A 25020-nucleotide genomic window follows, 5' to 3' on the forward strand; every position below is an offset into this window, starting at 1 on the left:
TCAGGGCGAACGGGGGTCCCGGGGCAGGGCTGCCCCCGGCACTCTCAGACCAGGTTGACCGAGCGGGCCGACGTCGCGCCGATCTCCGCCGCCAGCTCACCCAGCACCCCGGAGGACACCGTGTCGTCGACCGTCAGCACGGCGAGCGCCTCGCCGCCGACCGTCGCCCGGGCGACCTGCATGCCCGCGATGTTGATGCCCGCCTCACCGAGGATGCGGCCCACGGTGCCGACGACACCCGGACGGTCCTCGTAGCGCAGGACGACCATGTGGTCGGCGAGGGCGAGGTCGACGTCGTACTCGCCGACCGCGACGATCTTCTGGACGTGCTTGGGACCGGCCAGCGTGCCGGAGACCGAGATCTCCTCGCCGCCGGAGAGGGTGCCGCGCACGGTGACGACGTTGCGGTGGTCGGCCGACTCCGAGCTGGTGGTCAGCCGGACCTCGACACCGCGCTCCTGGGCGAACAGCGGGGCGTTGACGTAGGAGACCGTCTCGTCGACGACGTCCTCGAAGACACCCTTGAGCGCGGACAGCTCCAGCACCTTCACGTCGTGCTGGGTGATCTCGCCGTACACCTCGACGTCGAGGCGGACCGCGACCTCACCGGCGAGCGCGGTGAAGATCCGGCCGAGGCGCTCGGCGAGCGGCAGGCCCGGCTTGACGTCCTCGGCGATGACGCCGCCCTGCACGTTCACCGCGTCCGGGACCAGCTCGCCGGCGAGCGCGAGACGCACCGAGCGGGCGACGGCGATACCGGCCTTCTCCTGGGCCTCGTCGGTGGAGGCGCCGAGGTGCGGGGTGCAGACGACCTGGTCGAACTCGAAGAGCGGGGAGTCCGTGCACGGCTCCTTGGCGTACACGTCCAGGCCCGCGCCGGCGACCCGGCCCTCCTTGAGCGCCGAGTACAGCGCCTCCTCGTCGACGATGCCGCCGCGCGCGGCGTTGATGACGCGCACGCCCGGCTTGACCTTGCGCAGCGCCTCGTCGCCGATCAGACCGAGGGTCTCGGGGGTCTTGGGCAGGTGGACGGTGATGAAGTCGGAGACCTCGAGCAGCTCGTCCAGCGACAGCACCTTGACGCCCATCTGCGCGGCCCGCGCGGGCTGCACGTAGGGGTCGTAGGCGACGACCTTCATGCCGAACGCGGACATGCGCTGCGCGACGAGGGCGCCGATCCGCCCCAGACCCACCACACCGAGGGTCTTCTCGGCGAGCTCGACGCCCGTGTACTTGCTCCGCTTCCACTCGCCGTTCTTCAGCGCGGCGTTGGCCTGCGGGATGTTGCGCGCGGTGGCGACGATCAGACCGCAGGCGAGCTCGGCGGCGGTGACGATGTTGGAGGTGGGGGCGTTGACGACCATCACGCCGGCCTTGGTCGCGGCGGAGACGTCCACGTTGTCGAGGCCGACGCCGGCGCGGGCGACGACCTTGAGCCGGCGGGCGGCGGCGACCGCCTCGGCGTCGACCTTGGTGGCCGAGCGGATCAGGATCGCGTCCACGTCGGCGATGGCCGGGAGCAGCTCGGCACGGTCCGCGCCGTTGCAGTGGCGGATCTCGAAGTCCGGGCCGAGGGCGTCGACGGTGGCGGGCGACAGCTCTTCAGCGATGAGTACGACGGGTTTCGAGCTCACGTGAGTCCTCACAAGTCCAATGCGGACGGCCGTCCCGACGGCCGCAGGCGGTGAAGAAGTGCTAGCCGCGTGGAAGACGCACGACGCTGTGGGCCTGACGCGTATGTAGTGCAGCAGTCTAGTGGCGCCGAGGGCGTCGTCTTACGCCGCTGCGGAAGGATCACCCGTCCGTGGCGGGACGGGATGGACAACGCCGTACCACCGACGTTACCCCGGGTTCGCCCGAAGGGCCGGAGCATTCCGCTCCGGCCCTTCGGGGCATGAGGCTCAGGCCTCCTCGTCGACCCAGCTCATGAGCTTGCGCAGCTCCTTGCCGGTGGTCTCCAGCAGGTGCTCGGAGTCCTGCTTCTTGTACTCGTTGTACTTCTTCAGACCGCCGTGGTACTCGTCCATCCAGTTCCTGGCGAAGGTGCCGTCCTGGATCTCGGCGAGGACCTTCTTCATCTCGGCCTTGGTGGCGTCGGTGATGATCCGCGGGCCGGTGACGTAGTCGCCCCACTCGGCGGTCTCGGAGACGGACCAGCGCATCTTCTCCAGGCCGCCCTCGTACATGAGGTCCACGATCAGCTTCAGCTCGTGCAGGCACTCGAAGTAGGCGATCTCCGGCTGGTAGCCGGCCTCGGTCAGGGTCTCGAAGCCCGCCTTGACCAGCGCGGCGGTGCCACCGCAGAGGACGGCCTGCTCGCCGAACAGGTCGGTCTCGGTCTCCTCGGTGAACGTCGTCTTGATGACGCCCGCGCGGGTGCCGCCGATGCCCTTGGCGTACGACAGGGCCAGCGCGAAGGCGTTGCCCGTGGCGTCCTGCTCGACGGCGGCGATGCAGGGAACGCCGCGGCCCTCCTCGTACTGGCGGCGCACCAGGTGGCCCGGCCCCTTGGGGGCGACCATGCAGACGTCCACGCCGGCCGGGGGCTTGATGAAGCCGTAGCGGATGTTCAGGCCGTGGCCGAAGAACAGCGCGTCGCCGTCCTTCAGGTTGTCCTTGATGTGCTTCTCGTAGACCTCGGCCTGGATCGGGTCCGGCACGAGGATCATGACGACGTCGGCCTCGGCGGCGGCCTCGGACGGGCTCACCACGCGCAGGCCCTGCTCCTCGGCCTTGGCCCTGGACTTGGAGCCCTCGTGCAGACCGACGCGCACGTCGACGCCGGAGTCGCGCAGCGACAGGGCGTGGGCGTGGCCCTGGCTGCCGTAACCGATGACCGCGACCTTGCGGCCCTGGATGATGGACAGGTCGGCGTCGGCGTCGTAGAACAGCTCGGCCACTTTGGGTTCTCTCCTTGAGTGCAGGTGTTGCGTCCCACCGTATGACGGCGGGGGGAGGGGAAGTTTCGGAGTCTCGGAATACGGGCGGCCGGGTCGCGGCCGGCCACCCGCCCCGTGTCTTAGGCCGACCGGTCCAGAGCGCGCAGCGACCGGTCGGTGATCGAACGGGCACCACGTCCGATCGCGATCGTGCCGGACTGGACGAGTTCCTTGATGCCGAACGGCTCCAGCATCTTGAGCATCGCGGACAGCTTGTCGCTGCTGCCGGTGGCCTCGATGGTCACGGCCTCGGGGGAGACGTCCACGGTCTTGGCACGGAACAGCTGGACGATCTCGACGATCTGGGAGCGCGTCTCGTTGTCCGCGCGCACCTTCACCAGAACGAGTTCGCGCTGGACGGCCTGACCGGGTTCGAGTTCGACGATCTTCAGCACGTTGACGAGCTTGTTGAGCTGCTTGGTGACCTGCTCCAGCGGGAACTCCTCGACGCTCACCACGATGGTGATGCGGGAGATGTCGGGGTGCTCGGTCACACCGACGGCGAGGGAGTCGATGTTGAAGCCGCGGCGGGAGAACAGGGCGGCGATCCGGGCCAGGATGCCGGGGGTGTTCTCCACCAGGACGGAGAGCGTGTGCTTGGACATGATCTGCTTCCTTTACGGCTCTCAGTCGTCTTCGTTGTCGCCGAAGTCGGGGCGGACGTCCCGGGCGGCCATGATCTCGTCGTTGGAGGTGCCGGCGGCGACCATCGGCCACACCATCGCGTCCTCGTGGACGATGAAGTCCACGACGACCGGGCGGTCGTTGATCGAGTTCGCCTCCTCGATGACCTTGTCGAGATCGGCCGGGTCCTCGCAGCGGATCGCGTGGCAGCCCATGGCCTCCGAGAGCTTGACGAAGTCGGGGACGCGGGTGCCGGCGCTCTTCTCGGCGGTGTCCGCGCCGGGGCCGGAGTGCAGCACCGTGTTGGAGTACCGCTGGTTGTAGAAGAGGGTCTGCCACTGGCGGACCATCCCGAGGGCGCCGTTGTTGATGATGGCGACCTTGATCGGGATGTTGTTCAGGGCGCAGGTGGTGAGCTCCTGGTTGGTCATCTGGAAGCAGCCGTCACCGTCGATCGCCCAGACGGCGGTGTCGGGGGCACCCGCCTTGGCGCCCATGGCGGCCGGGACCGCGTAGCCCATCGTTCCGGCGCCGCCGGAGTTCAGCCAGGTGGCGGGCTTGTCGTACTCGATGAAGTGCGCGGCCCACATCTGGTGCTGGCCGACGCCGGCCGCGAAGATCGTGCCCTCGGGCGCCAGCTGCCCGATGCGCTCGATGACCTGCTGCGGGGAGAGCGAGCCGTCCTCGGGCTGGTCGTAGCCGAGCGGGTAGGTCTCACGCCAGCGGTTCAGGTCCTTCCACCAGGCGGTGTAGTCGCCGCGGTTGCCCTCGGCGTGCTCCTTCTGGACGGCCTGGATGAGGTCGGCGAGGACCTCGCGGGCGTCACCGACGATCGGCACGTCGGCGGCGCGGTTCTTGCCGATCTCCGCCGGGTCGATGTCGGCGTGGACGATCTTGGCGTACGGGGCGAAGCTGTCCAGCTTGCCGGTGACGCGGTCGTCGAAGCGGGCTCCGAGGGCGACGATCAGGTCGGCCTTCTGCAGCGCGGTGACGGCGGTGACCGCACCGTGCATGCCCGGCATCCCCACGTGCAGCTCGTGGCTGTCGGGGAACGCGCCGAGTCCCATCAGGGTGGTGGTGACGGGAGCTCCGGTGAGTTCGGCGAGGACCTTCAGCTCGGCGGTGGCGCGGGCCTTGAGGACCCCGCCGCCGACGTAGAGGACCGGTCGCCTGGCGGCGGTGATCAGCTTGGCGGCCTCGCGGATCTGCTTGGCGTGCGGCTTGGTGACGGGCCGGTAGCCGGGCAGGTCCATGGTGGGCGGCCAGGAGAAGGTGGTCTTCGCCTGGAGGGCGTCCTTGGCGATGTCGACCAGCACCGGGCCGGGGCGGCCGGTGGAGGCGATGTGGAACGCCTGCGCGATCACCCGTGGGATGTCCTCGGCCTTGGTGACGAGGAAGTTGTGCTTGGTGATCGGCATGGTGATGCCGACGATGTCCGCCTCCTGGAAGGCGTCCGTGCCGATCGCCTTGGAGGCGACCTGGCCGGTGATCGCGACCATGGGCACGGAGTCCATGTGCGCGTCGGCGATCGGGGTGACCAGGTTGGTGGCACCGGGGCCCGAGGTCGCCATGCAGACGCCCACCCTGCCGGTGGCCTGCGCGTAGCCCGTGGCCGCGTGGCCGGCGCCCTGCTCGTGCCGGACCAGGACGTGGCGCACCCGGGTCGAGTCCATCAGCGGGTCGTAGGCGGGAAGGATCGCACCGCCGGGAATGCCGAATACGGTGTCGGCGCCGACCTCCTCGAGAGAGCGAATGAGGGACTGCGCACCCGTGACGTGCTCGACGGGGGCGGACTGATGTCCTCCGGATCGGGGCCGCGGCTGCGGGTGATGGGCCCCGGTGGCCTGCTCGGTCATCGGCATTCTCTTCTCGATGCTGAGGGTTTTATGCGAAGTTCGTGCGGGTTACGCGTGCTGCTCGGCAGGTGCCTGTGCAACAAAAAACCCCTCGTGCCATGAGGCAAGCGAGGGGAAGCGCGTCGGGTGGTGGTCGCTGAGCGATCTGGCTCAGCGTCAGCCGACGCGCTGTCCAAGTACGAGAATTCGGGTGCGCATGGCACTGACCCTCCCCCCGCCGCACACCCACTGTCAAGTGGGTGGGACGGGAGTCTCATTATGTGAGCGCAGTGCCGTACCGGCTTTGAGTACGGCGGTCACTCCCGTGGAGTACACCCCCGGCCCTCCGCCGGTGAGTACGGGTTCGGCCGTCCCGTGCGGCACCGGATAGTGCCCGGCGGCCAGCGCCCTGCGCAGCCGGTACTCGTCCAGCGGCCCGGAGAAGGCCATGCCCTGCCCGTGCGTACAGCCCATCGCGCGCAGTGCCGCCGCCTGCTCGGGCAGGTCCACGCCGACGGCCACGGACTGCATCCCGAGGTCGGAGGCGATCCGCAGCAGCCCGCTGGTGATCTTGTAAAGCCGCGCGGACTCCACGACGCCGTCGACCAAGCTGCGGTCGAGCTTCAGCACGTCGACCGGGAGCCGCCTCAGGGCCGTGATCGCCGCGACGCCGCCGCCGAAGCCGTCGAGGGCGACCCGGACGCCGAGCCGCTTGAGCACGGCCAGCCGGCGCTCCAGCTCGTCGAGCGGTACCCGGGGATCGGTGTCCGCCAGCTCGACCACCAGCGCGCCGGACGGCAGCCCGTGCCGGGTGAGCAGGGCCTCGATCGAGCCGAGCGGCAACGACCGGTCCAGCAGGCGGCGCGCGCTCAGCCGGACGGCCACCGGCACGGGCAGTCCCGTCGCATGCCGTTCGGCGGCCTGCTCGATTGCCTCCTCCAGCACCCACCGGCCCAGCTCGGCGGTCTTCTCGCTGTCCTCGGCCACGCGCAGGAACTCCGCGGGCGTGAAGAGCACACCCTGTGAGGAGCGCCAGCGCGCCTGCGCGCAGACCGAGGTGATCCGGCCGTCCTCCAGACACACCACCGGCTGGTGCAGCAGGGCGAACTCGCCGTGGTGCAGCGCCGCGCGCAGCCGCGTGGCCAGCTCCGCCTTGCGGATGACGTCCTGCTGCATCTGCGGCCTGTACAGCTCCACCCGGCCCTTGCCCCCCCGCCTTCGCCCGGTACATGGCGAGGTCGGCGTTGCGCAGCAACTCACCCGCTCCCAGGCCCGGTTCGGCGAAGGCGACGCCGATGGAGGCGTTGACCCGGACATCGTTGCCGTCGATGAGGTAGGGCTGGGACAGGGTCGCTCTGAGACGGTCGGCGAGCTCCAGCATGTGCCGCTCCCTGGCGTCCCGGTCGCGGACGCCGTCCCCGGCGATCAGGGCCGCGAACTCGTCACCGCCCAGCCGGGCGGCGGTGTCGCCCTTGCGGACCGCGTCCTGCAGCCTGCGGGCGGCCTGGACGAGCAGTTCGTCCCCGGCCTGGTGCCCGATGGTGTCGTTGACGCCCTTGAACCCGTCGAGGTCGATGAAGAGCACGGCGGTGCCCCTGAGGGCGGCCCCGCGGTCCGAGGCGCGGCGGCCGGACAGCGCCTGCTGGACGCGCCGGGTGAACAGGGCGCGGTTGGGCAGGTCGGTGAGCGGGTCGTGCTCCGCGCTGTGCTGGAGCTGCGCCTGGAGCCGCACTCTCTCGGTCACGTCACGGCTGTTGAAGATGAGGCCGCCGTGGTGCCGGTTGACGGTCGACTCGACGTTCAGCCAGCCGCCGTCGCCGGAGCGGAAGCGGCACTCGATCCGGGTGGTGGGTTCCTCGACCGGGCTGGCGGCGAGGAAGCGCCGCACCTCGTGCACGACGCGGCCCAGGTCCTCCGGGTGGATGAGCCCGGCCAGTTCCGTCCCCACCAGGTCCTCCGCGGGGCGGCCGTACACCCCGGCGGCGGCCGGGGAGACGTAGCGGAGGATGCCGCTGGGCGCGGCGATCATGATGACGTCGCTGGATCCCTGTACCAGGGAGCGGAAGTGGTTCTCCTTCTGCGCCAGTTCCTGGGTGAGGGTGATGTTGTCGAGCAGCATGATGCCCTGGCGCACGACGAGCGCGAGCACCACGGTGCCCCCGGTGATCAGCACGACACGGTCGACGCTGCGGCCGTTGAGGACGTTGTAGAGGATGCCCAGGGTGCACACGGCGGCGGCGAGGTACGGCGTGAGCGCGGCGAGGGAACCGGCGATCGGCCGGGAGAGCGGATACCGGCCGTGCTCGCCGCTCGGCGGGGGCGGGTGCCGGTGGTCCGGCACGCCGCGCTGCCCCGGCAGGTGCTCGCGGACCACGCGCGTGTGTCCCTCCCGCTCGGGCGGGCCGCCGCGCGGCGCGGTCCACGGGGCGTACGCCAGGAGCAGCGAGCCGGCGAACCAGCCCGCGTCGAGCAGCTGGCCGGAGCGGTAGCCGGCGTGCAGCAGCGGGGAGGTGAACAGGGCGTCGCACATCACGGTCAGCGCGAGCGCGCCGATCGCGGTGTTGACCGCGGACCGGTTCACCGCCGAGCGCCGGAAGTGCAGCGCGAGCACCATGCTGACCAGGGCGATGTCGAGCAGCGGGTACGCCAGTGACAGCGCGGTGTGCGCGACGCCCGGTCCCTCGGCCTGGGCGGCCTGGGCGAGGGCGAGGCTCCACGCGAGGGTGAGCAGGGAGCCGCCGATCAGCCAGGCGTCCAGGGCGAGACAGACCCAGCCGGCCTTGGTCACCGGCCGTTTGGCGAGCACCAGGAGTCCCACGATGGCGGGCGGCGCGAAGCACAGGAAGAACAGGTCGGCGTAGCTCGGATTGGGCACGGCGACGCCCAGCACGACCTCGTACCAGCCCCAGACCAGATTGCCCAGGGAGGCCATGGCCGAGGAGAGGCCGAACAGCATCCAGGCGGGCCGAAACCGGGTCCGGGGGCTGCGGGCGTAGACGAAGCAGGACACGGCGGCGGCACCGGCGGCGGCGCTCAGCCCGAAGTCGCCCATGATCAGCGCGAGTTTCTCCGAGCCCCAGCCGAACGCGGCACCCACGGCGTAGGCCGCGCAGACGAGGGCCAGGACGAGCTGCGCCACCGGGCCGGGCCGGCGGTCGACGGCCGGCGCACTGAGGAGCGGCGTCCGCGCGGCGGCCTGGGGACGCAGCGCTCCGTCGAGGGTCGAGGTGGGGGTCGGCGCGCTCACCGGTCCCTCCCGGTCCGCGCCGCTCCCGGATCCCTCGGCCCCCGGAGCACCGGGTGGGCATGTCTCCTGCAGCCGGCCTGCCGGTGCTGGTGCGGACCGGGACCGTCGGGCCGGCCCCCGCGCCGGCCGTGATGGCCGCCGTGATGGCCGCCGTGGTGACCGCGGCCGCGCGCGTCCGCGCGCCCGTGTCGCTTCCGACGGCTGTGGCGCGTCGGATCGCTCGTCCATGGGCCGTGCATCGCCTGTCGCCCCCCTCGCAGTCTCCGTGTCCATCCCCCGCGCCGTTGGTCAGCGGCGCAGCCCCTGTCGGGACGATACACCAGTCTCGTCACTCAGGGACATAGGTTCTCTACGCTCCGTGACGATCAACAGATGTATGAGTACCCACCGCGCCCGGAACAACGCGGACGGTACTCGAAGCGGGTTACAGGTCTTCCGCTCCCGTCACCAGGACCACGTTGCCGGGCTCCTCCTGGTTCACGTAACGGCGCAACTGTTCCCGCAGCAACCGCTCGGCGCGCGGCAGGAAGGCCGACGTGGGTCCGCCCACGTGCGGGGTGACGAGCACGCCCGGCGCCCGCCACAAGGGGTGGTCCGCGGGCAGCGGTTCGGGATCCGTGACGTCGAGCGCCGCGGTGATGCGCCCGCCCTCCAGCTCGGTGAGCAGCGCCTTGGTGTCGACGACGCCTCCGCGGGCCACGTTCACGAGCAGGGCGCCGTCCTTCATGCGGGCCAGGAACCCGGCGTCCACGAGGTGCCGGGTGGTCTCGGTCAGCGGGGTGGAGAGGACGACGACGTCGGCCTCCGGGAGCAGAGAGGGCAGTTCGGTGAGCGGATGCACCGGCCCGCGCTGCGTGGTGCGCGCGGAGCGCGCGACGCGCGCCACCCGCGCGAGCTCGAACGGAACGAGCCGGTCCTCGATGGCCGCGCCGATCGAGCCGTACCCCACGATGAGTACGTTCTTGTCGGCGAGCGCGGGCCGGAACCCGCCGCGCCACTCCCCCTTGTCCTGGGCCCGCACGAAACCGGGGATGCCGCGCAGGGAGGCCAGGATCAGCGCGAGCGTGAGCTCGGCGGTGCTGGCCTCGTGGACCCCGCGCGCATTGCACAGCCGCACGCCGGGGGGCAGGTGCTTCAGGCCCGGTTCCACGTGGTCGGTGCCGGCCGACAGGGTCTGCACGACCCGCACGGAGCGCATCAGCGGCATCGGCCGCACACCGACCCCGGCGGGCTTCATGTACGGCACGACGTAGAAGGCGCAGTCGGCCGGGTCGGCGGGGAACTCCTCACCGCCGTCCCAGAAGCGGTAGCGGGGGCCCTCGGGCAGGCCGTCGATCTCGTCCGGCGGAATGGGGAGCCATACGTCAGCAGCAGTCATGGTCGGGAGGCTAGTTCAGGAGCTGTCCGCGGCAGAGGTTAGGTTGGGGGCCCGGAGAGGGAGGGTCACGAGCAGGTGGAGCGCAGGACGATCGGCGCGGCGGCGCTCGCGGTGGGGGCCGTAGGACTCGGGTGCATGCCGATGAGCTGGGCCTACAGCACGTCCCGGCAGCGCGGCGAGGAGTCGCTCAGGGCGGTGCACCGGGCGCTGGACTCCGGCTCGACCCTCCTCGACACCGCCGACATGTACGGCCCGTTCACCAACGAGCTGCTGCTGGGACGGGTGTTGAAGGAGCGGCGCTCCGACGCCTTCGTGTCGACGAAGGTCGGCCTGCTGGTGGGCGACCAGCACATCGTGGCCAACGGCCGCCCCGGGTACGTGAGAAGGGCCTGTGACGCGTCGCTGCGCCGGCTCCAGACCGATGTCATCGACCTCTACCAGCTGCACCGCGCCGACCCGGAGGTCCCGGTCGAGGAGACCTGGGGCGCCATGGCGGAGCTCGTACAGGCGGGGAAGGTGAGGGCGTTGGGGCTGTGCGCGGTGGGCGCGCGCTCGTCCCGGCGTCCGGGGGCGCGGCTGCACGACGCGACCGTGCGGCAGCTGGAGCGGGTGCAGCAGGTCTTCCCGGTGAGCGCGGTGGAGGCGGAGCTGTCCGTGTGGTCGCCGGAGGCGCTGGAGTCGCTGCTGCCCTGGTGCGCGACCCGGGGGATCGGTTTCCTGGCCGCGATGCCGCTGGGCAACGGCTTCCTGACCGGCACGCTGACGCCCGGCGTGGGCTTCGAGGCGGACGACCTGCGCGCCCGGCACCCCCGCTTCACGGCCGAGATGATGGCCGCGAACCAGCCCGTCGTGGTCGGACTGCGCCGTGTCGCCCGCCGGCACGGCGAGCACGTCACCCCGGCGCAGGTGGCCCTGGCCTGGGTGCTGAGCCGGGGCCGCCAGGTGATCCCGGTCCCCGGCACCAAGCGCGAACGGTGGGTGGCGGAGAACGCGGCGGCGGCGGGTCTGCGCCTGACGGAACAGGACCTCGCGGAGATCGCGGAACTGCCTCCCGCGCAGGGGTCGTGGGACTGAGCGGGGCCGACGGGCGGCGCCGGGGCAGCGGGACGGGGCCGGCCGACGGCGGCCCGCACCGGACCGAGGTCGCGCGGGCGGCGCGGTTCGAGGTCGGGCGTTCGGGAACCTGGGAGGCGCGAGCGGTGTATGACAGGTAGAACCCGCCGCGTCGAAGGGACAAGATCGTGCGACATCGAGCCGTGACGGCCGTACTGGCCGCCGCCGCGCTCCTGCTGACGGCCGGCTGCTCCTCCGACGACGGGGGATCACCGGGCGGAGACGGCAGCGCCACCCCGAGGGACACGGCGGCCCGGTCGTCGGCCCCGGAGCGGCCCGCGGAGCAGACACCACCCGCGAAGGGCTCGGTGAAGGTGGCCCGCACGGTCGCGACGGGCCTGAAGAGCCCCTGGGGCCTGGCCCCCGTCCCCGGCGGCGACCTCCTGGTGTCCTCCCGGGACGAGGCGACGATCACCCGGGTCGACGGCAGGACCGGAAAGAAGACGGAGCTGGGCGAGGTGCCGGGGGTGTCGCCGTCCGGCGAGGGCGGCCTGCTCGGCATCGCCCTCTCCCCCGAGTACGCCTCGGACCGCATGATCTACGCCTACTTCACCTCCGCCTCGGACAACCGCATCGTGCGCCTGATCCACGACGAGGAGAAGCCCGCGGGGCAACAGCTGGGCGCGCCCGACACGGTCTTCAGGGGCATCCCCAAGGGCGTGATCCACAACGGCGGCCGGATCGCCTTCGGCCCCGACAGGATGCTGTACGTGGGCACGGGTGAGAGCGGGGACACGGGCCTGTCCCAGGACAAGGAATCCCTGGGCGGCAAGATCCTCCGGCTGACCCCGGAGGGCGAGCCGGCCCCGGGCAATCCGTTCCCCGACTCCCCCGTGTACTCGTACGGGCACCGCAACGTGCAGGGCCTGGCCTGGGACGCCAAACAGCGTCTGTTCGCCTCGGAGTTCGGCCAGAACACCTGGGACGAGCTGAACGCGATCGAACCGGGCGACAACTACGGCTGGCCGGAGGCGGAGGGCAGGTCCGACGACGGCGGCTTCCACAACCCGATCGACCAGTGGAGCACGGACGAGGCCTCACCGAGCGGCATCGCCTACGCGGAGGGGTCGATCTGGATGGCGGGCCTGCGCGGGCAGCGACTGTGGCGCATACCCCTGAAGGGCACGGAGGCCTCGGCGGACCCGCAGGCCTTCCTGGAGGGCGAGTACGGCCGGCTGCGCACGGTCGTCCCGGCGGGTGGCGACAAGCTGTGGCTGGTCACCAGCAACACGGACGGCCGGGGCAACCCGCAGGACGGCGACGACCGCATCCTGGAACTCCGGGTGGGCTAGCTGTACCGACCCGCCCTCAGTCCTCGTCGGCCTCATCCGCAGGAGGCGTCGGCGGGCGCACCGTGACCTTTCCGGACGCGAGGTCTATGGGCCCGCGTCCGGGGTCGGCGTCGCCGACGTCCTCCCGGGTCAGTTCCAGGCGTTTCTGCTCGTCATGGGTGTGTTTGCGGCCGGGGGCGAACAGTTCCTCGAAGGCGTTGAACATCGCTCCCCTTCCCAGGGCCGCATGCGTCGTACATCCATTATCCCGCCGCCAGCCGTTCCCCGGCCTCCGCCGGGAAGAGGCCGAGCCGATGGGCCACCGCCGCCGCCTCACCACGGCCGGAAACACCCAGCTTGGCGAGGATGTTGGAGACATGGACGCTGGCCGTCTTCGGGGAGATGAACAGCTCCTCGGCGATACGGCGGTTGGTGTGACCGGCCGCCACCAGGCGCAGGACGTCGCGCTCCCGGCTGGTGAGGCCGAGCGCCTCGGCCGGATCCGCGGGGCCGGGAGCCGCCTCCCGGACGGCGGGTGCCAGTGCGAGGCGTGCGCGCTGCGCCAGCTGGGCCGCGGAGCGGGCCAGCGGTCGGGCGCCGAGGTGGACGGCGACGGCGTCGACCAGCCGCAGCAGTTCCGTGGCGCGGGCACGCTCGTCGTCGCCGGCTCCGGAGGCGAGCAGCGCCTCGGCGAGCCGGAACCGGACGCGCGCGAGGTCGTAGGGCCGCCCCAGTGGCTCCACCGCCTCGACGGCCGCGGACCACACGTCCGGTTCGAGCCTGCCCTCGGCGCGCAGCAGCTCGGCGCGCAGCCACAGGTCGTAGGCCCGCCACATGGGCACCCCGGCCGCCAGGGTCCTGGCCGCCTTGCGGACCCGCTCCAGGATCTCCGGGCGGCCGGGAGCGGCCGCCGGATCGCCGTGGGCGTCCGCCTCCACGGTCGCGGCGGCGAGCAGCAGGGGCCAGCCGTAGCGCTGGGTGCCGGGCGGGAGTCCGGTGTCCAGGGCGTCGAGCAGTTCGGCACGGGCGTCGGGGAGGCGGCCCTCGGCGGCGGCGATGCCGACGGCGACCCACTTCATGGGGAGGGCGTACTGCGGCATCGGGTCGTGGGTGCCGAAGAAGGAGCGGGCGTCGGCGAGACGGCGGGCCGCCTCGGCCAGGTCGCCCCGGTCGTACGCGAGGTACGCCAGGCGCATCGAGCCTCCGGCGCGCGGCTTGGCGCTCTGCTCGAGACGCTGCGCGCTGGCCGCGGCCCGCGCCGCCTCGTCCCAGCGGCCCAGGGAGTGGAGGGACTCGGCGAGGTTGCCCCACACCCAGCCCTCGGAGTCCAGCAGCCCGAGTCTGCGGGTGACGTGGACGCCCTCCTGGAGGAGGCGCGCCGCCTCCTCGGAGCGGCCGACGCCCTCGAGGACGGACGGGAGGTTCACATGGGCGCGGGCCACCACCATGTCCACGCCCAGTTCGGTCGCCCGGTCCTTGACCTCGTACATCTCGGCGAGCCCGGTCTCGATGTCACCGGCGTCGACCATGAGGCCGCCGAGGGTGAGCCGGGCGTTGAGCTCGATGTCGTGGGCGCCGACCATGCGCGCGTACTCGACGGCGCTCTCGGCGGCGGCCATGGCCTCCGGTCCGGGTTCGTGCAGCATCGACCAGCTGGCCGCGGAGGCGAGGACCTCGGCGTGCACCTCGGAGGGCGGGAGTCCGCGCACCAGGTCCTGCGCGGTGCCGAGTTCGGTCCAGCCGTCGCCGCGGGCGAGGGCCTGGGTGAGCCGCGAGCGCTGCACCCAGAACCAGGCGGCGCGCAGGGGGTCGGGCTCCTCGTCGAGGAGGCGCAGCGCCCTCTTGGTGATCTTCATCGAGCGTTCGCGCTCCCCGCACAGGCGGCCGGCGACGGCGGCTTCGGCCATCAGGTCGAGGTAGCGCAGCGGTGTGGTCGCGGGGTCGCAGCCACAGGGAGGGTAGGCCTCGGCGTAGTCGAGGGGGCGCAGGGTGGCCCGTACGGCGTCGGGGACGGCGTCCCACAGCTCCATGGCCCGTTCCAGCAGGCGCAGTTGCTCGGAGTAGGCGTGGCGCCGGCGGGCCTCGACGGAGGCGTCGAGGACGGCGGGCAGGGCCTTGGCGGCGTCATGGGCGTGGTACCAGTAGCTGGCCAGGCGGGTCACCCGCTCGTCGGCGGGGACAAGGGTGGGGTCGGCTTCCAGCGCCTCGGCGTAGCGGCGGTTGAGGCGGGAGCGTTCGCCGGGCAGCAGGTCGTCGCTGACGGCCTCGCGGACCAGGGAGTGGCGGAAGCGGTAGCCGTCGCGATCGGGTGCGGGCGCGAGGATGCTGGCGTTGACGGCGGCGCGCAGGGCCTCGATGAGGTCGTCCTCGGTGAGCCGGGCGACGGCGGCCAGCAGCCGGTCCTCGACGGTGGAGCCGCCCTCGGCGACGATCCGGGCGACCCGCTGGGCGCTCTCCGGCAGGCCCTCGACACGGACCAGGAGCAGGTCGCGCAGGGAGTCGGTGAGGCCGGTGCAGCATCCCTCGTCGGCGGCGACGGCGAGTTCCTCGACGAAGAAGGCGTTTCCGTCGGAGCGTTCGAAGATGTCGTCGACGCGGTCGGGTTCGGGTTCGCGGGCGAGGATGCCGGCGATCTGCCGGTGGACCTCCTCGCGGTTGAACCGGCCGAGTTCGACGCGCTGGACCGTGCGGACCCGGTCGAGTTCGGCGAGGAGGGGGCGCAGCGGGTGGCGGCGGTGGATGTCGTCGGAGCGGTAGGTGGCGAGGACGACGAGGCGGCCGGTGCGCAGCGTGCGGAACAGATAGGCGAGCAGATGGCGGGTGGAGGCGTCGGCCCAGTGCAGGTCCTCCAGGGCGAGGACGACGGTGTGGTCGGCGGCGACGCGTTCCAGCAGGCGGGCGGTGAGTTCGAAGAGGCGGGCCATGCCCTGTTCGTCACGGCGGGCCTCGCGGGCGGCGGCGGCGCCCAGTTCGGGCAGCAGGCGGGCCAGTTCCTCCTCCTGCCCGGCGGCCGCGGCGGCGAGCTGCTCCGGCAGCTCGCGGCGCAGTTGGCGCAGGGCGGTGGAGAACGGGGCGAAGGGCAGTCCGTCGGCGCCGATCTCCACGCATCCGCCGAGCGCGACGATCGCGCCCCTGCGGCGGGCCGCCGCGGCGAACTCCTCGACGAGGCGGGTCTTCCCGACGCCGGCCTCGCCACCGACCAGCAGTGCCTGCGGCTCACCGGCGCCGAGCCCGGCACGGGCGAGCGCGTCTTTCAGCGTGCCGAGTTCGGAGGTGCGGCCGACGAACACCGGACTGACGGACTTGGTCTCCACGCCCCCGAGCATCGCACGCACCGCCGACAACGGGGGACCGGTTTTCCTCCCCGGACGGGCCGCCCGTTCCGGTGCCCTCGCGGTGACGGCGGCCGACCCCCGTGCGGCCGCCGTCACCCGCGGTCGGCTCATGCGGCCCGGGCGAACCGGGAGCGCCGGTGGCGGCGGGTATGGCTTTCGGTCTCGGCTCCGCGTACGGCGGCTCCGCGGCGTGCGGCACGGCGGAGGCGGAGAGCCTCACGGACCTGGCGCTCGTGCTCGGCGGCGCGGACGAGCTCGTCGTGGCGGAGCTGGTGGAGTGCGTACTCGAACATGGTGTGGTCCCCCTGGCGGAGTCGGTGTCGGCATCGCTTTACGCGACGCCTCCACCTTCGTCTCCAAGGGGGGCCGGCCACATCGGGAGAGTTCCGTATCTTCCACGGGCGCGGGGCCTTAGAAGGCACTTAGTGAGGTCTCCGGGCTGATCAGGGCCTCCTTAGGCCCCTCGGCGCGTTCGGTGTCCCGGATCCGCGCCGTGGCCTCCCGGTCGCCCGAGGATCCCCGGTGAGCTGCGACTTCTCAACCAGTGGCGGGCAGGCCCAGGAGTACGCCGGTGTACTTGAGGACCGCCAGCAGCAGTCCGATGACGCCGAGCGAGACACCCGCCCAGGCGACCGACGCGATCCAGGGCGCCCGGAGCGTACGGCCGGGCGTTCCGAAGGCGGGCCTCGCGAGGACCACGGCGCCCACGATCAGCGCGGTCAGGGCGAAGAGGCCGCCCCACAGCGCGGTGGTGTTCCAGGCGTCGCCGTACACCTCCTTGACCTGGGTGGCGACGCCGGCGTCCGCGGCCGTCTCCAGCTGGCCCAGGAGGGTCTCACGCGCGGCGGCGACCGTGCCCGGCCAGCTGCCGGTGAGCGAGACGAGGCCAAGCGCCACCGAGACGACCGCCGCGGCACCCTGTCCGACGCCGGACGGGCCCTCCCCCTCGGCCTCCTCGCCGGCCTCGGATCCGTCCTGCTCCGCGTTCGGTTCCGCTTCCGTGACGTCGTCGGACTCGGCGGCCTCCACCGCCGTCGCGTCGCGCTCGGTGCCGGCCCCGGCTTCGGTCTCGTCCACTGTCCTGGTTCCCATGCACCGCACCGTACGGACGCTCTCTGAGAGTCCGCTCAACGGTCGCTGTGCCGGTGGCTTCCGTGTGCGCGCCACTCCGGGGCGAGGACGGACCACACCTCCAGGTCGTGGCGTACGCCGTGGTGGAGATGGGCCTCACGGCGCACGCCGTCGCGCGTCATGCCGAGCCGGCGGGCGGTGTTGAGGCTCGGCACGTTGCCCGCCGCGGCGACCCATTCGACGCGGTGGATGCCGCGCTGCTCGACGGCCCAGTCGATGAGTACCCGCATCGCGCGGGTGACGAGCCCGCGTCCCGTGGCGGCGGGCTCCAGCCAGCAGCCGACCTCGCAGGTGCCGTTCCCGGCGTCGAAGTTCAGGGTGAGCACTCCGCCCACGAGCTTGCCGTCCAGCCACAGCCCGTGCAGCGAGGCCGTGTCGGCGGCGCGCCAGTCGGCGTACCGCTGGAGCACCTCCCGCGCGCCGGTCACGTCCGTGGCCCTGGAGCCGAAGGGGACGTACTGGTTGATGAACTCCCGGCCGCGGTCCAGGTGGGCGAGGAACTCCTCGGCGTGCCAGGGCTCCAGCGGGCGCAGTTCCGCTCCGTCGTCACCCAGTCGTATCGCGTACATCCCGCTGTCGCTCCTCCTCGGCCAGCACGTCCGCCACCTCGGCGTCCGTGGCGGCGGCCAGCCTCTCATGAGTGGCACGGGCCTCGGGCGGCTCGATGCTGATCCGGGGCAGGATCCGGTCCAGCGAGCGCGGCAGCCACCAGTTGGCGCCGCCGAGCAGATGCATGAGCGCGGGAACGAGCAGGGTGCGCAGCACGAAGGCGTCGAGGGCGACGGCCGCGGCGAGCGCGATGCCGAACATGGCGATCACGCGGTCGCCGCTGAGCACGAAGGCGAGGAAGACCGAAATCATGATCACGGCGGCCGAGTTGATCACCCGGCTGGTCTCCGCGAGGCCGACGCGGACGGCGCGCCGGTTGTCGCCGGTCTCCAGCCACTCCTCGTACATCCGGCTCACCAGGAACACCTGGTAGTCCATGGAGAGCCCGAAGAGGACGGACACCATGATCACGGGCAGGAAGGGTTCTATGGGCCCGGCCCGGCCCAGGCCGAGCAGTTCGCTGCCCCAGCCCCACTGGAAGATCGCGACGACGACGCCGAACGCGGCGGCGACGGCGGCCACGTTCATCGCGGCGGCCTTGAGCGGTATGCCGATCGAGCGGAAGGCCAGCAGGAGCAGCAGACAGCCGAGGCCGATCACGACGCCGACGAAGAGGGGCAGCTTGTCGACGATGACGTCGGCGAAGTCGTCGTAGCCGGCCGTCACGCCGCCCACGTGCACGTCGAGCGAGGTGCCCGACTCGGCACGGGGCAGCACGTCGGAGCGCAGCCGGTCGACCAGGTCGCTGGTCGCCTTCGACTGCGGCGACGACTCCGGTACGACGGTGAGGTAGGCGGTGTCGCCGCCCTGGCCGTAGGTCACCGGCGACGCCGAGGCGACACCGTCGGTGGTGCGCAGGGTGCTGCCGAGGTTGTCCAGGGCGAGCCGGTCCTCGGCGCCCTCGACCTCGGTGACGAGGGTGAGGGGGCCGTTCACCCCGGGGCCGAAGCCGTCGGCGAGGAGGTCGTAGGCCTGGCGGGTGGTGGAGGTCTTGGGGTCGTTGCCCTGGTCGGAGGTGCCCAGGTGCAGCGAGAGGGTGGGCAGGGCGAGGACGGCCATGACGACGACCGCGACGGCGCCGAGCAGCTTCGGGTGGCGTTCCACGAACGCCGACCAGCGGGCGGCGAACCCGGTCGGCACCTCCGGCTCGGGCCCGTGCTCGGCGAGCCGGCGCCGCTCGCGGCGGTTGAGCGCGCGCATGCCGATGAACGACAGCAGGGCGGGCAGCAGGGTGACGGACGCGGCGACGGTCAGCACCACGGTGAGCGAGGCGGCTATGGCGACGCCGTTGAGGAAGTTCAGCCGGAGGATCAGCATGCCCAGCAGGGCTATGCACACGGTCGCACCCGCGAAGACGACGGCCCGTCCGGTGGTGGCGACGGCGTTGGTGGCGGCCTCGGCCACACCGAGGCCGCGCTTCAGTCCGCGTCGGTGCCGGGTGACGATGAACAGCGCGTAGTCGATGCCCACGCCGAGCCCGATCAGCATGCCGAGCATGGGCGCGAAGTCGGCGACGGTCATCACGTGCCCGAGCAGCACGATCCCCGCGTAGGCGGTGCCGACGCCGACCAGGGCGGTGGCGATGGGCAGCAGTGAGGCGGCGAGCGAGCCGAAGGCGAGGAAGAGGACGACGGCGGCGACCAGCACGCCGACGACCTCGGCGATGTGCCCGCCGGAGGACTCGCTGAGCTCGACGGCGCTGCCGCTCAGCTCGACGCGCAGCCCGTCCGTTTCCGCGGCCTTGGCCGTCTCCACCACGTCCGCGGCCTGACCGGCCCCGATCTCGTTGGCCTGGTTCTCGAAGACGACCGTGGCGTAGGCGGTGCGGCCGTCCTGGCTGACCCGTCCGGCGCCCCCCTCGTCGTACGGACCGCTCACGGCGGCCACGCCGGGCAGGTCCTCGATCCGGTCCAGGGTGCGGGTCATGGTCTGCTCGACGCCCGTGTCCCGGACACTGCCGGACGACGTGTGCCAGACCACGTTGTCGCTGTCGCCGCCGAGATCGGGGAAGCCCTCCTTCAGCAGCTGGGTCGCCCGGCCGGACTCGGTGCCGGGCACCTTGTAGTCGTTGGAGTAGGCGGAACCGGCGGCGAAGGCGCCCGCGGCGACCCCGCCGAGGGCGAGGAGCCAGAGCAGGACGACGACGAGACGGCGTTGGACACACCAGCGTGCAAGGGCTGCCACGGACGTGCTCCCAGGGTGACTCGATGTGGATCTTTGGCCGGGAACCGTCGAACGAATACCGAACAGCCCGCAAAGAACGCATGAGCAATGCACTGCCACTGTTACAGGCGAAAGTGATCGTTTGTCGCTTTCGTGCACTAACTCACATTTCCGGATCCGGTCAGTCGAACTGGTCCCCCAGGGCCATCACCAGCAGTCCCGCGACCAACAGCCACAACGCCCTGCGCGTACGCCCCCGCACTCCCAGGACGGCCGCCAGGCCACACACGGCGGCCCCGCCTGCGTACGCGGCCGGGACGAGGACCGGCGCGGAGCCGGCGACCCGGAGCAGCGCCGCGGCCACCCCCGCCAGGGCCAGCACACCCCCGGTGCCCGCTGCGGCCCACCGCGCCCGCCGTGCCTCGCCCTCCCCGTCGCCGGCCTGCTCGGCCCGCTCGTCGTCGAGGCCGGCGGCGTCATCGGCCTGAGTGTCCGGCAACGGGTCGGAATCAGCGCGTCCACTCATGGCGCGGGAGCGTAGCGCGTCGGACCCGAAATCCCGGATGCGGGTCCCGGTGCGCACCTGTTAGCGTCCGCCGGTCCGACGTTCCGCGGCAGTCCGCCGCCGGCCGAAGCAGGTGCTTTGATGCTTGTCCGCCCGATCTCCGACGCGACCCCTTGCATCTTCACGGCCCCGAGGAGCCCGTTCACCGATGTCGGACATCACATCGAACACCCCGCACGACGATCTCGCTAGCCGCCTCGCCCTCCCCCGCTACCCCCGCAGCGGCGCCTACGACGCCCGCTGGACCATCGACAACGCGATGGGCCCGCACGCGCTGTGGCTGCTGGAGTGGCTCGCCCCGGCCCTCGGCCTCGACACCCTGCGCCCCGGCGCACGGGTGCTCGATCTGGGCTGCGGCCGCGCCATGACCTCGGTCTTCCTGGCCAAGGAGTACGACGTCCAGGTCACCGCGGCCGACCTGTGGATCAGGCCGGACGACAACGCCCGCCGGATCGCCGAGGCCGGCGTCGCCGACCGGGTGCTGCCGGTGCTCGCCGAGGCGCACGACCTGCCCTTCGGTGAGGAGAGCTTCGACGCGATCGTGTCGATCGACGCGTACCAGTACTTCGGCACCGACGATCTCTACCTCCCGACGCTGGCCCGGCTGCTCAGGCCGGGCGGGCGGATCGGTGTCGTCGTCCCGGCGATTTCCGTGGAGATCGCGGGAACCGAGCCGCCGGAGCACCTGAAGCCGTTCTGGGACCCCGCGTTCTGGTGCTTCCACAGTCCCGCCTGGTGGCGCCGCCACTGGACCCGCAGCGGGGCCGTGGAGGTCGAGACGGCCGACTGGCTGCGGGACGGCTGGCGGGAGTGGCTGCTCTGGTGCGACGTCGTCGCGGAGCAGAGCACGGAGGAGTTCCACGTGCGGACGAGCCGGGAGAACGGGGACATGCTGCGCGCGGACCGGGGCCGCACCCTGGGCTTCGCGCGCGTGGTGGGACGCAGGCCCTGACCTCGTGACCAACCGGCGCTGATCGCATGACAGGGGGGACGCACCCGGCCGGGTGCGTCCCCCCTGTCATGTCCCGGTGTCTCAGCCCTCGCTGACGCCCAGCTTCTGCAGGATCAGCTCCTTGACGCGGGCCGCGTCCGCCTGGCCGCGCGTGGCCTTCATGACGGCGCCGACCAGCGCGCCGGCCGCGGCCACCTTGCCGCCGCGGATCTTGTCCGCGATGGCCGGGTTGCCGGCGATGGCCTCGTCCACGGCCGTGGTGAGCGCGCCCTCGTCGGAGACGACCTTCAGACCGCGCTTGTCGACGACCTCGTCCGGAGTGCCCTCGCCCGCGAGCACGCCCTCGATGACCTGGCGGGCCAGCTTGTCGTTGAGCGAACCCTCGGACACCAGCTCGGTGACCCGGGCCACCTGCGCCGGGGTGATCGCCAGCTCGTCGAGCGCCTTGCCGGACTCGTTGGCGGCACGGGCGAGCTCGCCCATCCACCACTTGCGGGCGGAGGCGGCGTCGGCTCCGGCGTCGATGGTGGCGACGATCGGATCCAGCGCCCCGGCGTTGAGGATCGCCTGCATGTCGGTGCCGGAGATCCCCCACTCCTCGCGGAGCCGGCTACGGCGCACCAGGGGCAGTTCGGGCAGTCCCGCGCGCAGTTCCTCGACCCACTCGCGCGAGGGCGCCACGGGCACCAGGTCGGGCTCCGGGAAGTACCGGTAGTCCTCGGCCTCCTCCTTCACCCGGCCGGAGGTCGTGGAGCCCGTGTCCTCGTGGAAGTGCCGGGTCTCCTGGACGATCGTTCCGCCGGCGCCGAGCACGGCCGCGTGCCGCTGGATCTCGAACCGGGCGGCACGCTCGACGGACCGCAGCGAGTTGACGTTCTTCGTCTCGCTCCGGGTGCCGAACTTGTCGGCCCCCTTCGGCATGAGCGAGAGGTTGACGTCACACCGCATCTGGCCCATCTCCATACGGGCCTCGGACACACCGAGCGCCCGGATGAGTTCGCGCAGCTCACGGACGTAGGCCCGCGCGACCTCGGGAGCGCGCTCGCCCGCGCCGACGATCGGCTTGGTGACGATCTCGATGAGCGGGATGCCCGCGCGGTTGTAGTCGAGCAGCGAGTGGGACGCGCCGTGGATGCGCCCGGTGGCACCGCCCACGTGCGTGGACTTCCCGGTGTCCTCCTCCATGTGGGCGCGCTCGATCTCCACACGGAAGGTCTCGCCGTCCTCCAGCTGCACGTCGAGGTAGCCGTTGAAGGCGATCGGCTCGTCGTACTGGGAGGTCTGGAAGTTCTTCGGCATGTCCGGATAGAAGTAGTTCTTCCGGGCGAAGCGGCACCATTCGGCGATCTCGCAGTTCAGCGCGAGACCGATCTTGACTGCGGACTCGACGCCGATCGCGTTGACGACCGGGAGAGCGCCGGGCAGGCCGAGGCAGACGGGACAGGTCTGCGAGTTGGCGTCGGCGCCCAGCTCGGTCGAGCACCCGCAGAACATCTTGGTCTTGGTGCCGAGTTCGACATGGACCTCGAGGCCCATGACGGGGTCGTACGACGCGAGAGCGTCCTCGTACGACACCAGGTCGGTCGTGGTGGTCACGGTGAAACTTCCCTCTCAGCCCAGCAGGACGTCGTCGTCGCCCAGCCGCTTCAGCTCGCGGTAGAGGATGGCGAGGCCGGTGACGATGGCGGCGGCGGACACGGTGGCGTCGATCAGGACCAGCGTGTCCTTCTCCAGCCGGGCCTTCTTGACGCGCTTGGCGACGCCGATCGCGCCGATGGCGGTGGCGGCCATGGACAGGTACGTACCGGACTTGGACTTCTTGAAGCCTTTGGCCTTGGTCAGTGCACTCACAGCGACGGAGCCTCCTCGAGCAACGGGTGGCCCCACTTTTCCACGAAGGCGGCCTCGACGGCGGCACCCACCTTGTACAGGCGGTCGTCCTTCATGACCGGGGCGATGATCTGCAGTCCGACCGGCAGGCCGTCCTCGGGCGCGAGGCCGCAGGGCAGCGACATGGCGGCGTTGCCGGCCAGGTTGGTCGGGATGGTGCACAGGTCGGCGAGGTACATCGCCATCGGGTCGTCGGCGCGCTCGCCGATCGGGAAGGCGGTGGTGGGTGTCGTCGGGGAGACGATCACGTCGACCTGCTCGAACGCCTTGTCGAAGTCCTGCTTGATCAGCGTGCGGACCTTCTGGGCGCTGCCGTAGTACGCGTCGTAGTAGCCGGAGCTGAGCGCGTAGGTGCCGAGCATGATGCGGCGCTTGACCTCGTCACCGAAGCCGGCCTCGCGGGTCAGCGAGGTGACCTCCTCGGCGGAGTGCGAGCCGTCGTCGCCGGTCCGCAGGCCGTAGCGCAGGCCGTCGAAGCGGGCGAGGTTGGACGAGCACTCGGAGGGCGCGATCAGGTAGTAGGCCGACAGCGCGAGGTCGAACGAGGGGCAGTCCAGCTCCACGATCTCGGCGCCCAGCCCCTTCAGCAGCTCGACGGACTCGTCGAACCGCTGGATGACGCCGGCCTGGTACCCCTCCCCGCGGAACTGCTTGACGACGCCGACGCGCATACCGGCGACGGACCCGTTGCGGGCGGCCGCGACGACCGGCGGGACCGGCTCGTCGATGGAGGTGGAGTCGAGCGGGTCGTGCCCGGCGATCACCTCGTGCAGCAGGGCGGCGTCCAGGACCGTACGGGCACAGGGGCCGCCCTGGTCCAGGGAGCTGGAGAAGGCGACCATGCCGTACCGGGAGACCGCGCCGTACGTCGGCTTGACGCCGACGGTGCCGGTGACGGCGGCCGGCTGGCGGATGGACCCGCCGGTGTCGGTGCCGATGGCGAGGGGGGCCTGGAAGGACGCGAGGGCGGCGGACGACCCACCACCCGACCCCCCGGGGATCCGGGTCAGGTCCCAGGGGTTGCCGGTCGGCCCGTAGGCGCTGTTCTCGGTGCTGGACCCCATGGCGAACTCGTCCATGTTGGTCTTGCCGAGGATGACGACGTCGGCGGCCTTGAGCCGCTTGGTGAGCGTCGCGTCGTACGGCGGGATCCAGCCCTCGAGGATCTTGGAACCGACGGTGGTCGGAATGCCCTCGGTGGTGAAGATGTCCTTCAGCGCGAGCGGGACGCCGGCCAGCGGACCGAGCTCCTCGCCACGGGCGCGCTTCTCGTCGACGGCACGCGCCTGCGCCAGTGCGCCCTCGCGGTCGACGTGCAGGAAGGCGTGCACCTTCTCGTCGACGGCCTCGATGCGGGCCAGGTGCGCCTCGGTGACCTCGACGGCGGTGAGCTCGCCGGAGGCGATCCTCGCGGCGGTCTCGGCGGCGGTGAGCTTGATGATGTGATCGCTCATGGCGGGTTACTCCTCCCCCAGGATCTGCGGCACCTTGAAACGCTGCTGCTCCTGGGCCGGGGCGCTGGAGAGCGCCTGCTCGGGGGTGAGCGAGGGACGGACCTCGTCCGGCCGCATGACGTTGGTCAGCGGGAGCGGGTGCGAGGTCGGCGGTACGTCTTGGTCGGCGACCTCGCTGACGCGGGCGACCGCGCCGATGATGTCGTCGAGCTGGCCTGCGAAGTGGTCGAGCTCTTCGGGCTTCAGCTCCAGACGCGCCAGCCGGGCGAGGTGGGCGACCTCCTCGCGCGTGATGCCAGGCATGCAGCGATCCTCTGGGGTGAGTGTGTGTGGTTTGGGCCCAATCCTATGGGGCGAGGAGCCGTGCCGGTGAAACCCTTTCCGGGGGCCGGTGCCGGGGGCGGCGCCGGCGCTGGCGGATCCGCGGCGATCGGGGCCCACCGGGGCCTGTTCCGCACCCGGCGCTCGCGGGGGTGCCCGGCGTCGGTGCGGACCGGGTGGTGTTCGCGCAGCC

General features: G+C 71.8%; 19 protein-coding genes and 1 pseudogene. 3 read left to right on the forward strand and 17 right to left on the reverse strand.

The window, feature by feature from the left end; translation table 11 throughout:
* Nucleotides 1–44: 44 nt before the first annotated feature.
* From serA to F1615_RS17965, 6 genes and pseudogenes are all read right to left on the reverse strand, one after another.
* Nucleotides 45–1634, reverse strand: coding sequence for a phosphoglycerate dehydrogenase (serA, locus tag F1615_RS17940; protein WP_149549989.1), 1590 nt, complete (start codon nucleotides 1632–1634; stop codon nucleotides 45–47).
* Between the two features lie 267 nt (nucleotides 1635–1901).
* Nucleotides 1902–2900, reverse strand: a complete 999-nt coding sequence (ilvC, locus tag F1615_RS17945; RefSeq protein ID WP_149549990.1) for a ketol-acid reductoisomerase — start codon at nucleotides 2898–2900, stop codon at nucleotides 1902–1904.
* Nucleotides 2901–3019: 119 nt separating this feature from the next.
* Nucleotides 3020–3544 (reverse strand): acetolactate synthase small subunit, encoded by a 525-nt coding sequence (ilvN, locus tag F1615_RS17950; protein ID WP_030216544.1) that lies wholly within the window; start codon nucleotides 3542–3544, stop codon nucleotides 3020–3022.
* A gap of 21 nt (nucleotides 3545–3565) precedes the next feature.
* On the reverse strand, nucleotides 3566–5419 hold the full coding sequence (locus tag F1615_RS17955) for an acetolactate synthase large subunit (protein WP_208818345.1): 1854 nt from the start codon (nucleotides 5417–5419) through the stop codon (nucleotides 3566–3568).
* A 231-nt stretch (nucleotides 5420–5650) separates the two neighbouring features.
* Nucleotides 5651–8645 (reverse strand): annotated as a pseudogene (locus F1615_RS17960) (EAL domain-containing protein).
* Nucleotides 8646–9069: 424 nt separating this feature from the next.
* A complete protein-coding gene (locus tag F1615_RS17965) occupies nucleotides 9070–10023 on the reverse strand; it encodes a 2-hydroxyacid dehydrogenase (RefSeq protein ID WP_149549992.1) in 954 nt (317 codons plus the stop codon).
* Nucleotides 10024–10098: 75 nt separating this feature from the next.
* Here F1615_RS17965 and F1615_RS17970 point away from each other — a divergent pair, with 75 nt between their 5' ends.
* Together F1615_RS17970 and F1615_RS17975 are read left to right on the forward strand one after the other, a co-directional pair.
* Nucleotides 10099–11097: an aldo/keto reductase gene (locus F1615_RS17970; RefSeq protein WP_149549993.1), complete on the forward strand. Its 999-nt coding sequence runs from the start codon at nucleotides 10099–10101 to the stop codon at nucleotides 11095–11097.
* Between the two features lie 167 nt (nucleotides 11098–11264).
* Nucleotides 11265–12428 carry a PQQ-dependent sugar dehydrogenase gene (locus F1615_RS17975; protein ID WP_244328776.1) on the forward strand — a complete coding sequence of 388 codons (1164 nt, stop codon included), beginning with the start codon at nucleotides 11265–11267 and terminating at the stop codon, nucleotides 12426–12428.
* 16 nt (nucleotides 12429–12444) lie between these two features.
* Here F1615_RS17975 and F1615_RS17980 read toward each other — a convergent pair whose 3' ends face one another.
* The 7 genes from F1615_RS17980 to F1615_RS18010 form a co-directional block, all read right to left on the reverse strand.
* A complete protein-coding gene (locus tag F1615_RS17980; protein WP_149549994.1) occupies nucleotides 12445–12633 on the reverse strand; it encodes a DUF6191 domain-containing protein in 189 nt (62 codons plus the stop codon).
* A gap of 37 nt (nucleotides 12634–12670) precedes the next feature.
* Nucleotides 12671–15733 carry a helix-turn-helix transcriptional regulator gene (locus F1615_RS17985; RefSeq protein WP_149550061.1) on the reverse strand — a complete coding sequence of 1021 codons (3063 nt, stop codon included), beginning with the start codon at nucleotides 15731–15733 and terminating at the stop codon, nucleotides 12671–12673.
* 116 nt (nucleotides 15734–15849) lie between these two features.
* Nucleotides 15850–16035 carry a hypothetical protein gene (locus F1615_RS17990; RefSeq protein ID WP_149549995.1) on the reverse strand — a complete coding sequence of 62 codons (186 nt, stop codon included), beginning with the start codon at nucleotides 16033–16035 and terminating at the stop codon, nucleotides 15850–15852.
* Between the two features lie 244 nt (nucleotides 16036–16279).
* The gene (locus F1615_RS17995; RefSeq protein ID WP_167533789.1) at nucleotides 16280–16834 is read right to left on the reverse strand and encodes a hypothetical protein; all 555 of its coding nucleotides are present in this window, start codon (nucleotides 16832–16834) and stop codon (nucleotides 16280–16282) included.
* A gap of 35 nt (nucleotides 16835–16869) precedes the next feature.
* Complete coding sequence (locus F1615_RS18000) at nucleotides 16870–17442, reverse strand: GNAT family N-acetyltransferase (RefSeq protein WP_149549997.1); 573 nt, start codon at nucleotides 17440–17442, stop codon at nucleotides 16870–16872.
* Nucleotides 17420–19666: an MMPL family transporter gene (locus F1615_RS18005; protein ID WP_149549998.1), complete on the reverse strand. Its 2247-nt coding sequence runs from the start codon at nucleotides 19664–19666 to the stop codon at nucleotides 17420–17422. The genes F1615_RS18000 and F1615_RS18005 overlap by 23 nt, the downstream gene beginning before the upstream one ends.
* Before the next feature lie 160 nt (nucleotides 19667–19826).
* The gene (locus F1615_RS18010) at nucleotides 19827–20171 is read right to left on the reverse strand and encodes a hypothetical protein (RefSeq protein WP_149549999.1); all 345 of its coding nucleotides are present in this window, start codon (nucleotides 20169–20171) and stop codon (nucleotides 19827–19829) included.
* Nucleotides 20172–20358: 187 nt separating this feature from the next.
* Between F1615_RS18010 and F1615_RS18015 the strand changes: the two genes are divergently transcribed.
* Complete coding sequence (locus F1615_RS18015; protein WP_149550000.1) at nucleotides 20359–21162, forward strand: SAM-dependent methyltransferase; 804 nt, start codon at nucleotides 20359–20361, stop codon at nucleotides 21160–21162.
* 81 nt (nucleotides 21163–21243) lie between these two features.
* On the opposite strand, the gene gatB is transcribed toward F1615_RS18015, so the two are convergent.
* From gatB to gatC, 4 genes are read right to left on the reverse strand one after another with little or no spacing between them, the layout of a single operon-like run.
* Nucleotides 21244–22758: an Asp-tRNA(Asn)/Glu-tRNA(Gln) amidotransferase subunit GatB gene (gene gatB / locus F1615_RS18020; RefSeq protein ID WP_149550001.1), complete on the reverse strand. Its 1515-nt coding sequence runs from the start codon at nucleotides 22756–22758 to the stop codon at nucleotides 21244–21246.
* A gap of 15 nt (nucleotides 22759–22773) precedes the next feature.
* Nucleotides 22774–23013: a hypothetical protein gene (locus tag F1615_RS18025; protein ID WP_149550002.1), complete on the reverse strand. Its 240-nt coding sequence runs from the start codon at nucleotides 23011–23013 to the stop codon at nucleotides 22774–22776.
* Nucleotides 23010–24506, reverse strand: coding sequence for an Asp-tRNA(Asn)/Glu-tRNA(Gln) amidotransferase subunit GatA (gene gatA, locus F1615_RS18030; protein ID WP_149550003.1), 1497 nt, complete (start codon nucleotides 24504–24506; stop codon nucleotides 23010–23012). The genes F1615_RS18025 and gatA overlap by 4 nt, the downstream gene beginning before the upstream one ends.
* Before the next feature lie 6 nt (nucleotides 24507–24512).
* Entirely contained in the window at nucleotides 24513–24809 is a 297-nt protein-coding gene (gatC, locus tag F1615_RS18035) for an Asp-tRNA(Asn)/Glu-tRNA(Gln) amidotransferase subunit GatC (protein WP_125504077.1), read from the reverse strand.
* Between the last annotated feature and the right edge of the window lie 211 nt (nucleotides 24810–25020).

Source organism: Streptomyces marokkonensis (genome assembly GCF_008312835.1).
Taxonomy (GTDB): domain Bacteria; phylum Actinomycetota; class Actinomycetes; order Streptomycetales; family Streptomycetaceae; genus Streptomyces; species Streptomyces marokkonensis_A.

What these genes read in the sequence shown, in the direction of transcription:
- F1615_RS17985 (WP_149550061.1), bottom strand. Translation starts at nt 15,733, where the DNA reads ATGCTCGGGGGCGTGGAGACCAAGTCCGTCAGTCCGGTGTTCGTCGGC.
- F1615_RS17980 (WP_149549994.1), bottom strand. Translation starts at nt 12,633, where the DNA reads ATGTTCAACGCCTTCGAGGAACTGTTCGCCCCCGGCCGCAAACACACC.
- F1615_RS17990 (WP_149549995.1), bottom strand. Translation starts at nt 16,035, where the DNA reads ATGTTCGAGTACGCACTCCACCAGCTCCGCCACGACGAGCTCGTCCGC.
- F1615_RS18015 (WP_149550000.1), top strand. Translation starts at nt 20,359, where the DNA reads ATGTCGGACATCACATCGAACACCCCGCACGACGATCTCGCTAGCCGC.
- F1615_RS18010 (WP_149549999.1), bottom strand. Translation starts at nt 20,171, where the DNA reads ATGAGTGGACGCGCTGATTCCGACCCGTTGCCGGACACTCAGGCCGAT.
- F1615_RS17955 (WP_208818345.1), bottom strand. Translation starts at nt 5,419, where the DNA reads ATGACCGAGCAGGCCACCGGGGCCCATCACCCGCAGCCGCGGCCCCGA.
- ilvN (WP_030216544.1), bottom strand. Translation starts at nt 3,544, where the DNA reads ATGTCCAAGCACACGCTCTCCGTCCTGGTGGAGAACACCCCCGGCATC.
- gatA (WP_149550003.1), bottom strand. Translation starts at nt 24,506, where the DNA reads ATGAGCGATCACATCATCAAGCTCACCGCCGCCGAGACCGCCGCGAGG.
- F1615_RS17995 (WP_167533789.1), bottom strand. Translation starts at nt 16,834, where the DNA reads ATGGGAACCAGGACAGTGGACGAGACCGAAGCCGGGGCCGGCACCGAG.
- F1615_RS18000 (WP_149549997.1), bottom strand. Translation starts at nt 17,442, where the DNA reads ATGTACGCGATACGACTGGGTGACGACGGAGCGGAACTGCGCCCGCTG.
- F1615_RS17965 (WP_149549992.1), bottom strand. Translation starts at nt 10,023, where the DNA reads ATGACTGCTGCTGACGTATGGCTCCCCATTCCGCCGGACGAGATCGAC.
- gatC (WP_125504077.1), bottom strand. Translation starts at nt 24,809, where the DNA reads ATGCCTGGCATCACGCGCGAGGAGGTCGCCCACCTCGCCCGGCTGGCG.